Source organism: Serinicoccus kebangsaanensis, assembly GCF_008919445.1.
GTDB lineage: Bacteria > Actinomycetota > Actinomycetes > Actinomycetales > Dermatophilaceae > Ornithinicoccus > Ornithinicoccus kebangsaanensis.
Genome location: NZ_VSLG01000004.1, coordinates 46,281 through 60,963, shown reverse-complemented (window position 1 = coordinate 60,963; position 14,683 = coordinate 46,281). Strand labels below are relative to the sequence as shown.

The following is a 14,683-nucleotide window of genomic DNA, read 5'->3' as shown; positions in this document are numbered from 1 at the left end:
GCTGCGTACGATGCCGGGGTGAGCACCGCGCGCCCCTCGCCGCCCCGCGGGGCCTCGATGCTCGGGCGCGACCTGGCGATCGACCTCGGCACCACCACCACCCAGGTGCACGTGCAGGGTCGGGGGGTCGTGCTGGACGAGCCGACCCTCGTGGCCGTCGACACCGGCACCGGGCGGCTGGTGGCCGCGGGCGCTGCCGCGCACGAGATGCTGGGCCGGACCCCCCAGCACGTCCTCACCCTGAGGCCGCTGTCGGACGGCGTCATCACCGACTCCGAGATCACCGAGCAGCTGCTGCGGCACTTCGTGGAGCGGGTGCGGCCCACGCGGCTGGTCCGGCCCCGCACCGTGGTCTGCCTGCCCAGCGGGGTGAGCGCCGTGGAGCGGCGCGCCCTGGAGGACGCCGCGATGCGGTGCGGGGCCCGTCGGGTCTTCGCCCTGGAGGAGGCGATGGCCGCTGCCATCGGAGCCGGTCTGCCGGTGGAGAGCGCGGCGGCGAGCATGGTGGTCGACCTGGGCGGCGGCACGACCGACGTGGCCGTGATCAGCCTCGGAGGGGTGGTCAACGCGCGCAGCCTCCGGGTCGGCGGCGACGAGGTCGCCGAGGCCGTCGCCGACGGGGTGCGCCAGGCATACGACCTGCTGCTCGGTGAACGCTCGGCCGAGCAGATCACGCTGGCCGTGGGATCGGTCTGGCCGCTGGCCGAGGAGCTGGTGACGCGGGTGCGGGGTCGCGACCTGAGCACCGGCCTCCCGCGGACGGTCGAGCTGGGCAGCGAGGAGGTGCGGCGCATGATCGAGCCGGTGACGGCGCAGGTCGTCGAGGTGGTCCGCTCGGTCCTCGACGTGTGCCCTCCGGAGCTGTCGGGTGACCTCATCGACACCGGCGTCACCCTGACCGGTGGTGGGGCGCTGCTGCGCGGGTGGGCGGAGCGGATGCGGCACGAGCTCGGCGTGCCGGTCCGGGTCGCGGACGACCCCCAGCACGCGGTGATCCGTGGCGCGGGGGCGTGCGTCGACGACATGGGCGCCCTGCGTCAGATGCTCACCCGTCGGCCCGCGATGCAGGCGTGAACGGCGTGCACCGCCTCACCCTCGTCTCGCTCCTGCTGGTCGGTGCCACCGCTGCCGCCCTCGTCGTGGACCTGGCGCGACCCGGCCTCGCCGACCCGGTGCGCACGACCGTCTCGGTGGCGGCTGCCCCCGCGCAGCGCGCGCTCTCCGGCTGGGACGACGGCGAGCTCGCCCGGCTCAGCGCCGAGCGCAACGCCCTCGCGGCGGAGGTCGACCGGCTGCGCGAGCGGGAGCGTGACGCGGTCGAGCTGGACACCCTCGCGCGGTCCAGCACCGCGGCCGTGCTGCAGCGCCGCCTGCTCCCCGCCCGGGTGGTGGCCTTCGCCCCGGCCAGCTCACCCGTCGGCGGGCGCACGGTGACGCTGGACGTCGGGAGCGCGGACGGTGTGCTGCCGGACCAGACCGTGGTGAGCGTGGACGGACTGGTGGGCCGGGTGCTGCGGGTGGCCACGGAGAGCGCCGACGTGCTGCTCCTGGGCGACGCGCAGGTGGTCGTCGGGGTGCGCTTCGGTGCCGACGGTGCCCTGGGGGACGTGCAGGCGGACACGCCGCCCGGGCTGCCGGCCCGGGGGCACGGTGAGCTGACCCTGACCGCGATGGGGGACAGCGAGATCACCGTGGGCGACGAGGTGACCACCCTGGGCAGCCCGGACGACATCCCGTACGCCGCAGGCATACCCCTGGGCACGGTGACGGCGGTCGACCCGGACCGCGGCCAGCTGGGCCGCACCGCGGTCGTGACCCCCCACGTGGACACCGACACCCTGGACCTGGTCGCCGTCGTCCTCCGGGAGGACGCGTGATCCGCGTCCTCGGGCCGTGCGTGCGGGTGCTCCTGCTCGTCGCCGCCGTCCTGCTCCCGAGCGCCTGGCCGGAGGGTCTGGCGCGGCCGGACCTGGTGCTGCTGGTGGTGGCCGCCGCGGGGCTCCTGCACCGCCCGCAGGTCGGGCTGCTCATGGGTCTGGCCGGTGGATGGCTGGTCGACCTGGTCCCCCCGGGTGCCGAGCCGCTGGGCGCGAGCGCGCTGAGCTATGCCGCCGTCGGGCTGTGCCTGGGCTGGGTGCGGCGGGCCCTCGTCGTCTCCCCGCTGCTGCCCTGGGTGGCGACCGCGGCGGCGGCCGCCGTGGTGCTGGGCGTGCGCGGGGTGAGCGCCGCGGCCGGGGTCGGCAGGGCGCTCCTGGCCGAGCTGGCCTGGACCTGGGTGGTCACCATGGTCCTCGCCGTCATCGTCCTGCCCGTCCTGATGTCGCTCGAGCGCTGGATGACGCGCCGGGGCTGGGCATGAGCACCCCCCACCCACGTCGAGGTCGGCCCGCGGCGGTGCGGGTCCCGCGGCCCGCGCTCACGCCGCCCCGGGTGCGGCGACGCCGGTCGACGCGACCGCTCTGGGCGGCGGTCGCGGTCGTGCTCGCGCTGGGTGGTCTGCTCGTCGGGCGGCTGGGGCAGGTGCAGCTGACCCGGCACGAGGACCTCGCCACCCAGGCCGCGGAGGTCAGCACCCGTGAGATCGTCACCCCGGCCCTGCGTGGCCGGGTCCTCGCCGCCGACGGCACCCCCGTCGTGACCAACACGGCCAGCTCGGTCGTGACCGTGGACCCGGAGGTGCTGCTGGAGTCCGAGGACGAGGGGCGCGCCCTCGTGGCCTCGGTGGCCGCCACGCTCCGGCTGCCGGAGGAGGCGTTGTGGGGCAGGACCCGGCTGTGCGGCACGGCGGACGCCCCGCCGGTGCCGTTCTGCTTCTCCGGGTCGCCCTACCTCCCGGTGCCCCTCGTCTACGACGCGGACCCGGTCGACGCCCTGGCCCTGCTGGAGCGCCCCGAGGCGTTCCCCGGCATCGGGGTGGACAGCATCCCGGTGCGCGACTACCCCGCGCCGGAGGGGCTGAACGCGGCTCACCTGGTCGGCTACCTCGGGCGCGCCACGGCCGAGGAGGTCGAGGCCTCCGCGGGGGAGCTGGACGGCGAGGCGTGGCTGGGTCGCGCCGGGCTCGAGGCCGTCTACGACGACGCCCTGCGCGGCGTGCCGGGGCGCACGACCGTGACGGTCGACCCGCGCGGTGTGGTGACCGGCACGCTGGAACGGACCGACCCGGTCCAGGGTGCGGACCTGCGGACGCACCTGGACGTGGACGTCCAGGCGGCCAGCGAGACCGCGCTGGTGGAGGCGGTGCGGGCGGCGCGGACGTCCGGGGCGCCCGCCACCAGCGGTGCCGCCGTGGTGCTGCGACCGGACACCGGGGCCGTGGTCGCGGCCGCCAGCTTCCCGACCTACGACCCGGGGATCTGGACGAGGGGGGTCAGCGCCGGGGAGTACGACCGTCTCCTCGACCCCGACCGGGGCGCCCCGCTGGTCAGCCGGGTCCTCGCCGAGACCTTCCCGCCCGCGTCCACCTTCAAGGTGGTCAGCCTCCCGGCCGCGCTGCAGACCGGGATCGACCCGGAGGGTGAGTATGCCTGTCCCGGCGCGGTGTCGATCGCCGGGCAGCGGTTCACCAACTACGAGTCCGAGGCCTACGGCGAGATCGACCTCCCGCGGATCCTCGAGGTGTCCTGCGACACCACCTTCTACCGGTGGGCGTACGAGCACTGGCAGACCCTCGGAGGCTCCTCGGCGGACGGGGCCGAGGCGGACGCCCGGGACCGGTTCCTCGCCGTCGCCCGCGGGTTCGGGCTGGGGCAGCGCACGGGCGTCGACCTGCCGGGCGAGGAGGCGGGCACCCTGCCGTCGCGGGTCTGGAAGCAGGAGTTCTGGGAGTCCACCCGGGACGAGGTCTGCCGGCGCGCGGACGAGGGATATCCCGAGGTCGAGGACGACGAGCGCCGGGACTTCCTGGAGCAGCTGGCGCGGGAGAACTGCGTCGACGGCGCCCGGTGGCGACCGGGTGACGCGGCCAACTTCTCCATCGGCCAGGGCGACGTCGCCACCACCCCGTTGCAGATGGCCGTCGTCTACGCCGCCGTCGCCAACGGCGGTCGGCTGGTCACCCCGCAGCTGGCGGACGCCGTCGTCCGGGCGGACGGCACCGTCGTCGAGGACGTGGATCCCGTCGACCAGGGCGCCGTCTCGCTGGACGAGGAGACCTGGCAGATCCTGCGCTCCGGGCTGGAGGGCGTCACGACCGACGGCACCGGTGCGGCCGCCTTCGCGGGGTGGCCGATGGCGGACTACCCGATCGCCGGCAAGACCGGGTCGGCGGAGTCCTTCGGCCAGGACGCCACCTCGTGGTTCGCGTCCTACGGCCCGGTCGAGGACCCTGAGTACGTCGTGCTCGTGGTGGTGGAGCAGGGCGGGTTGGGCTCGGACGTGGCCGCGCCGGCGGTGCGCGCGATCTGGGAGACGCTGCGGGCGGAGGACGAGGATGAGCGGTAGCGGGCCGGACCACGAGGCCGTCACGATCCGGGACGGCACCGCTCGCGACGGCGCGGCGTGCGCCGCGATCTACGCGCCCTTCGTGCGCGAGACCGCCGTCACCTTCGAGACCGACCCACCGCCCGGGGAGGAGCTGGCCCGGCGCATCGCCGCGGCCCAGCAGCAGCACGCGTGGCTCGTCGCCGAGCGCGGGGGAGCGCTGCTCGGGTATGCCTACGGCGGCGCCTACCGTCCCCGTCGCGCCTACTCCCGCACGGCCGAGACGAGCGTCTACCTGGCGCCGGAGGCCGCCGGCCAGGGCGTGGGGCGCCTGCTCTACGGCGCCCTGCTCGACCGGCTGCGCGAGCTGGGCTACGGCACTGCTGTTGCGGGCATGACGCCACCCAACCCGGCCAGCGCGGCCCTGCACCGCTCGCTCGGCTTCACCCTCGTCGGGTCCTTCCAGCGGGTCGGCCGCAAATTCGGCCGGTGGCACGGCTGCGACTGGTGGGAGCTCGCCCTGGCCGACCAGGTCGAGGAGCCCTGAACGGGTTGGGAGGGGCAGCTCGGGTTGCCGTAGGGTCGGCCAGGTGAGCGAGCCGACCTCCACCGACCCGATCAGCCCCGAGCTCCGCGCCGACGTCCGCCGCGTCTCCACCCTGCTCGGCCAGTCCCTCGTCCGGCACCACGGCCAGTCCCTGCTGGACGCCGTCGAGGAGGTCCGGCTGACGACGAAGGCCAGCAAGGAGGGCGACGAGGAGGCGGCCGCCGACGTCCGGCGGGTGCTCTCCGAGCTGCCGCTGGACCAGGCGACCGACCTGGTCCGGGCCTTCTCGGCATACTTCCACCTCGCGAACGCCGCCGAGCAGGTGCACCGGGTCCGCACGCACGCCGCGCGGGCCGAGGAGGACGGCTGGCTGACCTCCGCGGTGCGGGAGATCGTGGAGCAGGGCGGCGCCGAGCTGCTGGCGGCGAGCGTCGCGGAGCTGGACGTGCGACCGGTCTTCACGGCCCACCCGACCGAGGCGTCGCGGCGCAGCGTGCTGACCAAGATCCGGCACCTGTCCGACCTGCTGGCCACCCCGACCGAGCCGGACACCCTGGCCCGCCGGCGGCAGGACCGCGACCTCGGCGAGCTGGTCGACCTGATCTGGCAGACGGACGAGCTGCGGCAGAACCGGCCGACACCCCTGGACGAGGCGCGCAACGCGATGTACTACCTCGACGAGGTGCTCACCACGACGATGCCCGCGCTCCTGGGGCACCTGTCCGACCTGCTCGCCGAGCACGAGGTGAGCATGGACGCCGCGCACCCGCCGCTGCGCTTCGGCAGCTGGATCGGCGGGGACCGGGACGGCAACCCCTACGTCACCCCGGCGGTCACCCGCCAGGTGCTCAAGCTGCAGGGGACCCACGCCATCGGCGTCGCGCTCTCCCTCGTCGACCTGCTGATCTCGCAGATCTCGTCCTCGACCCTCGTCGTCGACGTCGAGGACGAGCTGATGGAGTCGCTGCGCGAGGACCTCGCGCACCTGCCCGGGCTGGACAAGCGGGTTCTCGAGCTGAACGCCCAGGAGCCCTACCGGCTCAAGCTCACCTGCGTGCGGGCCAAGCTGCTCAACACCCGCAGGCGGTTCGACGCCGGCACCCCGCACGAGGAGGGCCGGGACTACGCGCAGGTCGACGAGATCGTCGCCGACCTGCAGGTCGTGGCCGACTCGCTGCGCCGGCACGGGGGCGAGCTGGTCGCCGACGGACGCCTCGCGCACGCGACCCAGACCATCGCCTCCACCGGCCTGCACCTCGCGACCCTGGACGTGCGCGAGCACTCCGAGAAGCACCACGAGACCCTGGCGCCGATGCTGGACGCCGCCGGGGCCGCGGGCGAGCAGGGCTACGACGCGCTCGACCGCGAGGCCCGCCTCGAGCTGCTCGGCACCGAGCTCGGCTCCCGTCGCCCGCTGCTCACCCGCGCCGCCCCCCGCGAGCAGACCCTCGCCGTCTTCGACGAGATCCGGCAGGCGGTGGCCACCTATGGCGAGGACGTCGTCGAGACCTACATCATCTCGATGACCCAGGGCCCGGACGACGTGCTGGCTGCCGCGGTGCTGGCGCGCGAGGCCGGGCTGATCGACCTGCACGGCGACGCGGGCGGTGACGGCGCCTTCGCGCTCGTCGGCTTCGCCCCGCTGCTGGAGACGATCGACGAGCTGCGCGGGGCCGCGGCCCTGGTCGACGCCATGCTGTCGACGCCGGCCTACCGCGAGCTGGTCCGGCTACGCGGCGACGTGCAGGAGGTGATGCTCGGCTACTCCGACTCGAACAAGCAGGCCGGGGTGCTCACCAGCCAGTGGGGCATCCACCAGGCGCAGCGGGCGCTGCGGGACGTGGCCGCGAAGCACGGGGTGCGGCTGCGGCTCTTCCACGGCAGGGGCGGCTCGGTCGGCCGCGGCGGTGGCCCGACCTACGACGCGATCCTGGCCCAGCCGAACGGCGTGCTCGAGGGTGACATCAAGTTCACCGAGCAGGGCGAGGTGATCTCGGACAAGTACTCCCTGCCCGCGCTCGCCCAGGAGAACCTCGAGCTGTCCCTCGCCGCCGTGCTGCGGGCCTCCGCCCTGCACCGCGACCCGCGGACCACCACCGAGGAGCGCGAGCGCTACGGCGCGGTCATGGACGTCGCCAGCGACGCCGCCTTCGCCGCCTACCGGAGCCTCATCGAGGACGACGACCTCCCGGCATACTTCGTCGCGGCGACACCGGTCGACCAGCTCGGCGCGCTCAACATCGGGTCCCGACCCAGCAAGCGGCCGGACACCGGCAAGGGGCTGGACGGGCTGCGCGCCATCCCCTGGGTCTTCGGCTGGACCCAGACCCGGCAGATCATCCCCGGGTGGTTCGGGGTCGGGTCCGGGTTGAAGGCGGCCCGGGAGGCGGGGCACGGCGACACCCTGCACCAGATGCTCGAGCACTGGCACTTCTTCCGGTCGGTGGTCTCCAACGTCGAGATGACGGTGGCCAAGACCGACCTCGGCATCGCGGCCCACTACGTCGACACCCTGGTGCCCGAGGAGCTGCGGCACGTCTTCGACACGGTCCGCGCCGAGTTCGAGCTGACCGTCGCCGAGCTGAAGGCGTTGACGGGGGAGGAGCACCTCCTCGACGACCAGCCGGTGCTGCGGCGGACCCTGACCGTGCGCGACAACTACCTCGACCCCATCTCCTACCTGCAGGTCGAGCTGCTGCGCCGGCTGCGCGACCGCCCGGAGGACGACGGGGCGGCCACCGACGGCGCCGGCGAGGACGAGGTGGACGAGCTGCAGCGCGCCCTGCTGGTGACGGTCAACGGTGTCGCCGCGGGCCTGCGCAACACCGGCTGACCGGTCGGCGTGAGAACATCTGGCCATGCCGGAGGGACACACGCTGCACCGTCTGGCCGGGGCGATCGACGGGGCGTTCGGGGGCACCTCGCCCGAGGTGAACAGCCCGCAGGGGCGGTTCGCGGACGGCGCGGGCCTGCTCGACGGCACCGTGCTGGAGCAGTCCTGGGCGCACGGCAAGCTGCTCTTCGTCGACTTCGCGCAGGGGCGGACCCTCTACGTCCACCTCGGGCTGATCGGGAAGTGGTTCGTGCTCCCCGTCGACCCGCCCGGCGCCGAGCCCGCCGCGACCGGGGCGGTGCGGCTGCGGCTGCTGTCCGACCGGCACGTCGCCGACCTGCGGGGGCCGATGGCCTGCCAGGTGGTCGACGAGGCGGAGGTCGACCGGCTGGTCCGGCGACAGGGCCCGGACCCGCTGCAACCGGTGAGCGAGCTGAACGACCCGGAGCAGGCATACGCCTCGATCCGGCGGTCCGGGAAGACCGTGGCCGAGCTGCTCATGGACCAGACCGTGCTCGCCGGCGTCGGCAACATCTACCGCTGCGAGGTGCTGTGGCGGCACCGGCTGCACCCCCTGCGGCCGGGCCGGTCGCTGAAGCCGGCCTCGTGGCGGCTGATCTGGGAGGACCTGGTGCGGCTGATGCCGTACGGCGTGCGGACCGGCACGATCATCACCCTCGACGACGTGCTCGAGGACACCCGCGCGGCGCTGGACCGCGGTGAGCTGCCGGACGTCCCGCGGGAGTTCGCGGTCTACCAGCGCACCGGTATGCCGTGCCTGCGCTGCGGCGCCACCGTCCGGCACAAGGTGGTCGCCGGGCGCAACCTCTTCTGGTGCGGCGGCTGCCAGCGCCGCACGTAGCTCCTCCCGCCGGCCCTCCCCGGTGCCGCCCCGCCCGCGCCCTCCCGCGCAGCCCCCTTCCCCGTGCCACCCCGCCCCGCATGAGCAAGGAAGTCCTGCACAGGACAGGGATGTTGAGGTGCTCTGTGCGGGGTTTCCTTGCTCATGCGGGGGTGGGCCCTGGCTGGGTGTGGATAAGTTCCGCGGGGGTCACGCGGGCAGGTCCAGACTCCCCACATGGACGCCGCAACCCGCACCGCCGTGGCCACCGCCGTGCTCGCGGCCCACGAGGGCACCACCACCTCTGGGCACCTGCGCCGGGCGGGCCTCAGCGACCGGGACCTCGACGCCCTGAGGCACGACGGGATCCTGCTCCGCCTGCGCCGCAACGTCCTGGTCGATGGGCGTCTCTGGAGCGAGTGTCCCGCGTGGGAGCGGCACGCGCTGCGCGCCCGCGCCCTCGCACTGGGCCTTCCCGATGTCCGTCATGAGCCGGGTGGGTTGGCGCTCAGCCATCACAGCTCCCTCGCGCACAGGAGACTGGCGATCTACGGCGTGGACGACCTGGCCCACGCCTCCCGCATCCGCCACGGGCGGGGTCGCCGCGGTGGCGGCCTGTGGGTGCACTCCCCGGTCCCGGAGACCTCGGTGTCGCTGGTGGCAGGGGTGCCGTGCACCACTGCCTGTCTCGCCTCGCTGCAGGTGGCAGCCCAGTATGGCGTCGAGGCCGGCCTCGTCGCTGCCGACTCAGCGCTCCGGTCGGGCGCCTGCACCGCGGAGGAGCTGACGGCACAGGTCGACCTGGCCTGCCTCAAGAACGGCCGCCAGGCCGCGCGGGTCGTGCTGGAGCTGGCCGACGGTCGGCGGGAGAGCGCCGGCGAGTCACGGACGGCGTGGGTGCTGCATACCCTGGCGCTGCCGCCGGCGATCCCGCAGGTCGTCATCCGGGACGAGCAGGGGATCGTCGTGGCACGCAGTGACTTCCAGATCGACGGGACGGCGGTCCTGGTCGAGTTCGACGGCCGCCTCAAGTACGCCTCGCACGCCGACCTCGTCGCCGAGAAGCTGCGGGAGGACCGGCTCCGGGAACTGGGCTACGAGGTGGTCCGGCTCACCTGGGAGGACCTCGCCCACCCGCACCGGGTGCTGGCCAAGATCAGGGCGGCCATGGCCCGGGCTCAGGCCCGCGTGGCGAGCTAGCCGCCCTCGCTCAGCCCTTCACCGGAGCATGAGCAAGAGAACCTCACACGTCGCAGGGTCGTTTCCCTGCTGCACGGCTGGTTTCCTTGCTCATGCGGGGCAGTGTGGTGCCGGGGTGGTGGAGTCAGCGGGGGAAGACCTGGGCCTGCCAGGCGTAGCGGCCGTCCTCGCCGGTCCCGAGGATCATGCCGAGCAGGTCCCGGGGTGCGGGGTAGTCGCCGCCGAGGGCCGCGAGGTACTCCCGGTGGGCCTCCAGCGAGGCCACGGCCCGCTCGAAGGTGTCGGTCACGTCCACCTCGTGGGTGGAGGAGTGGCCGGCCGAGGAGGCGATCCAGCGCACGCCGTCCCACGGCTCGTGGCCCTCGGTGACCAGCTCGGGGAAGATCCACCGGTTGCCGGCGGCGGCCACCGCGTCCAGCACGCTCAGCCCCACCGCGCGGTGGTCGGCCTGGTTGAGGCCGCCGTTCGGGAAGGTCTCCGCGTGCGAGATGGTCGTCACCACCTCCGGGCGGACGTCGCGGATCACCCGGGCCAGCTCGCGGCGCAGCCGCAGGTCGGCCTCGACCACGCCGTCGGAGAAGCCCTCCAGGAAGCGCACGTCGTCGACGCCCACCTCGCGGGCCCCGTCCCGCTCCTCTCGCTCGCGCAGCGGCCCCGCCCGGTCCGGCGACATCGTGTCGATGCCCGCCTCACCGCGGGTGACCAGCAGGTAGGTGACCTGCTTGCCCTCGTCCGTCCACCGCGCCACGGCCGCCGCGGTGCCGTACTCCAGGTCGTCCGGGTGGGCCACGACGCACAGGGCGCGCTGCCAGTCCGTCGGGAACGTCTCCAGGCTCATGCCAGCATCTCTAGCACAGCCTTCTCCAGGTCGCGCGTCCTGGCCTCGGGCGAGCGATGCCGCCGCTGGGCCGCCTCGGCGATGGTGGTGCCCTCCTCGTAGAGATCGATCACGCGAGGGTCGATGTAGGACGAGCGGGCGACGGTCGCCGTGTTGCCGAGGTATGCCGCCACCTCCTCCACCGCGGCCCGCACCGCCCGGCGCCGGGACGCCGTGGTGGTGCCGTCCTCGTGCGACAGCGCCAGGGACGTGGCGGCCAGGACGGTCGCGTGCCAGGTGCGGAAGTCCTTCGCGGTGAGCTCCCCGCCGAGGAGGCCGTCGAGGTAGAGGTTCACCGCCGCCGCGTCCAGGTCGACCCAGCGGCGATCCTCCTGGTAGGCCAGCAGGCGATCGCCCGAGCGACGCCGGCGCATCCGGTCCAGCGCCGCGATCACGTCGGCGTCGTCGATCTCGACGGTGTGCTCCACGCCGGACTTGCCGACGAAGCGGAACACGAGGACGTCCCCCCGGGCGCGGACGTGGCGACGCTCGAGCGTGGTGAGACCGAAGCTGCCGTGCGCGTCGGTGTAGACGTCGCTGCCGATCCGGAAGTAGCCCAGGTCCAGCAGCCGCACGGCCACCGCCTCGGCCCGCTCCACCGGCATACCCTCACGGGCCAGGTCCCGGGCCACCCTGCGCCGCGCCGCGGGCAGGCGCGCGGCGGCCGCGAGCACCCGGTCGAACTTCAGCTTGTCCCGCTTCTCCCGCCAGGCCGGGTGGTAGAGGTACTGCCGCCGACCGGCGTCGTCGGTGCCGACCGCCTGGATGTGGCCACGGGGGTGCGGGCAGATCCACACGTCCTCCCAGGCCGGGGGGATGACGAGGGCCTTGACCCGGGCGACGTCCTCGGCGCCGAGGCGCTCGCCCGAGGCGTCCAGGTAGGTGAACCCGCGGCCGGACCGACGCCGGGTCCAGCCCGGCGAGGAGGGGGAGACGGTGCGCAGCCGCGGCATGGTCACAGATTAGGGCGCTCCGCCGGACGCTGATAACCTGAACGGTGCCGTCATGACGGCCGCGGATCGAGAGTGCCCCGGTGAACAGGCCCGGGTTGGCGCCGCGCAACAACCGAAGGAGTCGCCGATGGCGATCGACACTGCCACGAAGCAGGACATCATCAAGGAATACGCCACGACCGAGGGCGACACCGGTTCGCCCGAGGTGCAGGTCGCGCTGCTGACCGCCCGCATCAAGGAGCTCACCGAGCACTCCCGCGAGCACAAGCACGACCACCACAGCCGCCGCGGCCTGCTGCTGCTGGTCGGCAAGCGCAAGCGGCTCCTGCGCTATCTCGAGGAGATCGACATCGAGCGCTACCGGTCGCTGATCAAGCGCCTCGGCCTGCGCCGCTGAGCTTCGCAGGGGAGCGGTTCCCACGTCTGGGGACCGCTCTTGCTGCGTTTGGGGAGGGGTCACCCTCCTCCCGCACGACCAGCAGGCACAACGACGATGCCCGCTGCAGATGAGAGTGAAGAGAAAAGGAGGGCCCATGGAGGGTCCAGAGATCACCTTCGCCGAAGCCACGATCGACAACGGCAGCTTCGGCACCCGCACCGTCCGGTTCGAGACCGGGCGCCTGGCCAAGCAGGCCGGCGGTTCCGTCACCGCCTACCTCGACGACGAGACGATGCTGCTGTCGACCACCACGGCCAGCAAGCACCCCAAGGACCACTTCGACTTCTTCCCGCTGACGGTGGACGTCGAGGAGAAGATGTATGCCCTCGGCAAGATCCCCGGGAGCTTCTTCCGGCGTGAGGGGCGGCCGTCGACCGACGCCATCCTCACCTGCCGGCTGATCGACCGCCCGCTGCGCCCGACCTTCGCGAAGGGGCTGCGCAACGAGGTCCAGGTCGTCATCACCGTGCTGTCCCTCGACCCGGACCACCAGTACGACGTGCTCGCGATCAACGCCGCGTCCGCCTCCACCCAGATCTCCGGCCTGCCCTTCAGCGGTCCGATCGGTGGCGTGCGCGTGTCCCTCATCGACGGGCAGTGGGTCGCCTTCCCGAACTTCTCCGACATCGAGCGCTCGACCTTCGACATGGTCGTCGCCGGGCGGGTCGTCGAGGACGACGTCGCGATCATGATGGTCGAGGCCGAGTCCACCGAGGCCACCTGGGACCTGGTCAACGGGGGCGGCAAGCAGGCCCCGACCGAGGAGGTCGTCGCCCAGGGTTTGGAGGAGTCGAAGAAGTTCATCAAGGTCCTGTGCGAGGCGCAGGCCGAGCTGGCCACCTCCGCCGCCAAGGAGGTCGAGGAGTTCCCGCGCTTCCTGGACTACGAGGACGACGCCTACGAGGCCGTGGAGTCGGCCGTCACCGGCGACCTCACGGCCGCCCTGCAGATCGCCGGCAAGGCCGAGCGCGAGGACCGGCTCGACGAGATCAAGATCGCGATGAAGGAGAAGCTGCTCGGCCTGCACTGGGACCCCGCCGGTGACAGCGACACCTCAGAGGACGCGCCCTTCCACGACCGCGACAAGGAGCTGGACGCGGCCTACCGCGCGGTGCAGAAGAAGCTCATCCGGGAGCGCATCCTGCGCGACGAGGTGCGCATCGACGGCCGTGGGCTGAAGGACATCCGCGCCCTGTCGGCCGAGGTCGAGGTCATCCCGCGGGCGCACGGCTCGGCGATCTTCGAGCGCGGTGAGACCCAGATCATGGGTGTGACCACGCTCAACATGCTGCGGATGGAGCAGCAGCTGGACACGCTGTCCCCGGTGTCCCGCAAGCGCTACATGCACAACTACAACTTCCCGCCCTACTCGACCGGTGAGACGGGCCGTGTGGGCTCGCCGAAGCGGCGCGAGATCGGCCACGGCGCGCTCGCCGAGCGCGCCCTGATGCCGGTGCTGCCGACCCGCGAGGAGTTCCCCTACGCCATCCGCCAGGTCTCCGAGGCGCTGGGCTCCAACGGGTCCACCTCGATGGGCTCGGTCTGCGCGTCCACGATGTCGCTGCTCAACGCCGGTGTGCCGCTGCGCGCACCGGTGGCGGGGATCGCGATGGGCCTGGTCTCCGCGGAGGTCGATGGGAAGACGCAGTATGCCGCGCTCACCGACATCCTCGGTGCCGAGGACGCCTTCGGCGACATGGACTTCAAGGTCGCCGGGACGCGCGAGTTCGTCACCGCCATCCAGCTGGACACCAAGCTGGACGGCATCCCGGCGGACGTCCTGGCCGGTGCGCTGACCCAGGCGCGCGACGCCCGGATGCACATCCTGGACGTCATGAACGAGGCGATCGACGCCCCGGACGAGATGAGCCCGTATGCCCCCCGCGTGATCTCGGTGCGCGTGCCGGTCGACAAGATCGGCGAGGTCATCGGCCCGAAGGGCAAGATGATCAACCAGATCCAGGAGGACACCGGCGCCGACATCTCGATCGAGGACGACGGCACGGTCTACATCGGCGCCACCGACGGCCCGTCGGCCGAGGCCGCCCGGGCGGCGATCAACGCGATCGCCAACCCGCAGATGCCGGAGATCGGGGAGCGCTTCCTCGGGACCGTGGTGAAGACCACGACCTTCGGTGCCTTCGTCTCCCTGCTCCCGGGCAAGGACGGTCTGCTGCACATCTCCGAGATCCGCAAGCTCGTCGGTGGCAAGCGCATCGACGCGGTCGAGGACGTGCTGGGCGTGGGCCAGAAGGTGCAGGTCGAGCTCAAGGAGATCGACCCGCGCGGCAAGCTCTCGCTCGCCGCGGTGGTCGCGGACGAGCAGGGCGGCGCTGCGGACGAGCAGCCGGCACCGGTGTCCGACGCCGGTGAGCCCAGCCGGGCCGACGACGCCGAGGCGCCGGAGGTCACCGAGACCGTGCCGGCCGGCAGCGCGGGCGAGGGTGCCGACGGCGAGGGCGATCGCCCGCGTCGGCAGCGCCGACGGCGTGGTGGCCGTGGTCGCGGCAGCAACGGTGGCTCCGAGAACGGCGCCGGCGGCGACGCGCAGGAGTCCTCCGACTGAGCGAG

The 14,683-nt window shown here is 73.2% G+C and carries 12 protein-coding genes; 10 read left to right on the top strand and 2 right to left on the bottom strand.

The genetic code is table 11. From position 1 onward, the window contains the following. Positions 1-18: 18 nt before the first annotated feature. The 8 genes from FXF60_RS05995 to FXF60_RS05960 all read left to right on the top strand — a co-directional run bounded on the left by FXF60_RS05995 (position 19) and on the right by FXF60_RS05960 (position 9,843). On the top strand, positions 19-1,074 hold the full coding sequence (locus tag FXF60_RS05995; protein WP_254712343.1) for a rod shape-determining protein: 1,056 nt from the start codon (positions 19-21) through the stop codon (positions 1,072-1,074). Then, a complete protein-coding gene (gene mreC / locus FXF60_RS05990; RefSeq protein ID WP_192796623.1) occupies positions 1,071-1,877 on the top strand; it encodes a rod shape-determining protein MreC in 807 nt (268 codons plus the stop codon). The genes FXF60_RS05995 and mreC overlap by 4 nt, the downstream gene beginning before the upstream one ends. Further along, a complete protein-coding gene (locus FXF60_RS05985) occupies positions 1,874-2,359 on the top strand; it encodes a rod shape-determining protein MreD (RefSeq protein WP_151524507.1) in 486 nt (161 codons plus the stop codon). Before mreC ends, FXF60_RS05985 begins: the two co-directional genes overlap by 4 nt. Then, a complete protein-coding gene (gene mrdA, locus FXF60_RS05980; protein ID WP_151524505.1) occupies positions 2,356-4,443 on the top strand; it encodes a penicillin-binding protein 2 in 2,088 nt (695 codons plus the stop codon). Before FXF60_RS05985 ends, mrdA begins: the two co-directional genes overlap by 4 nt. Continuing rightward, on the top strand, positions 4,433-4,969 hold the full coding sequence (locus tag FXF60_RS05975) for a GNAT family N-acetyltransferase (RefSeq protein WP_151524503.1): 537 nt from the start codon (positions 4,433-4,435) through the stop codon (positions 4,967-4,969). Before mrdA ends, FXF60_RS05975 begins: the two co-directional genes overlap by 11 nt. Positions 4,970-5,012: 43 nt before the next feature. After that, positions 5,013-7,802, top strand: coding sequence for a phosphoenolpyruvate carboxylase (gene ppc / locus FXF60_RS05970; protein ID WP_151524501.1), 2,790 nt, complete (start codon positions 5,013-5,015; stop codon positions 7,800-7,802). A gap of 25 nt (positions 7,803-7,827) precedes the next feature. Then, a complete protein-coding gene (locus FXF60_RS05965) occupies positions 7,828-8,664 on the top strand; it encodes an Fpg/Nei family DNA glycosylase (protein ID WP_151524499.1) in 837 nt (278 codons plus the stop codon). Positions 8,665-8,880: 216 nt separating this feature from the next. Further along, the gene (locus FXF60_RS05960) at positions 8,881-9,843 is read left to right on the top strand and encodes a putative endonuclease domain-containing protein (protein WP_151524497.1); all 963 of its coding nucleotides are present in this window, start codon (positions 8,881-8,883) and stop codon (positions 9,841-9,843) included. Between the two features lie 124 nt (positions 9,844-9,967). Here FXF60_RS05960 and FXF60_RS05955 read toward each other — a convergent pair whose 3' ends face one another. Both FXF60_RS05955 and FXF60_RS05950 read right to left on the bottom strand, forming a co-directional pair. After that, on the bottom strand, positions 9,968-10,681 hold the full coding sequence (locus FXF60_RS05955; protein ID WP_151524495.1) for a PIG-L deacetylase family protein: 714 nt from the start codon (positions 10,679-10,681) through the stop codon (positions 9,968-9,970). Further along, positions 10,678-11,673, bottom strand: coding sequence for a DNA topoisomerase IB (locus tag FXF60_RS05950; protein ID WP_151524493.1), 996 nt, complete (start codon positions 11,671-11,673; stop codon positions 10,678-10,680). Before FXF60_RS05950 ends, FXF60_RS05955 begins: the two co-directional genes overlap by 4 nt. 127 nt (positions 11,674-11,800) lie before the next feature. On the opposite strand from FXF60_RS05950, the gene rpsO reads away from it, so the two are divergent. Both rpsO and FXF60_RS05940 read left to right on the top strand, forming a co-directional pair. Next, entirely contained in the window at positions 11,801-12,070 is a 270-nt protein-coding gene (rpsO, locus tag FXF60_RS05945) for a 30S ribosomal protein S15 (protein ID WP_151524967.1), read from the top strand. A gap of 136 nt (positions 12,071-12,206) precedes the next feature. Continuing rightward, on the top strand, positions 12,207-14,678 hold the full coding sequence (locus tag FXF60_RS05940) for a polyribonucleotide nucleotidyltransferase (protein ID WP_151524491.1): 2,472 nt from the start codon (positions 12,207-12,209) through the stop codon (positions 14,676-14,678). Positions 14,679-14,683 lie beyond the last annotated feature (5 nt).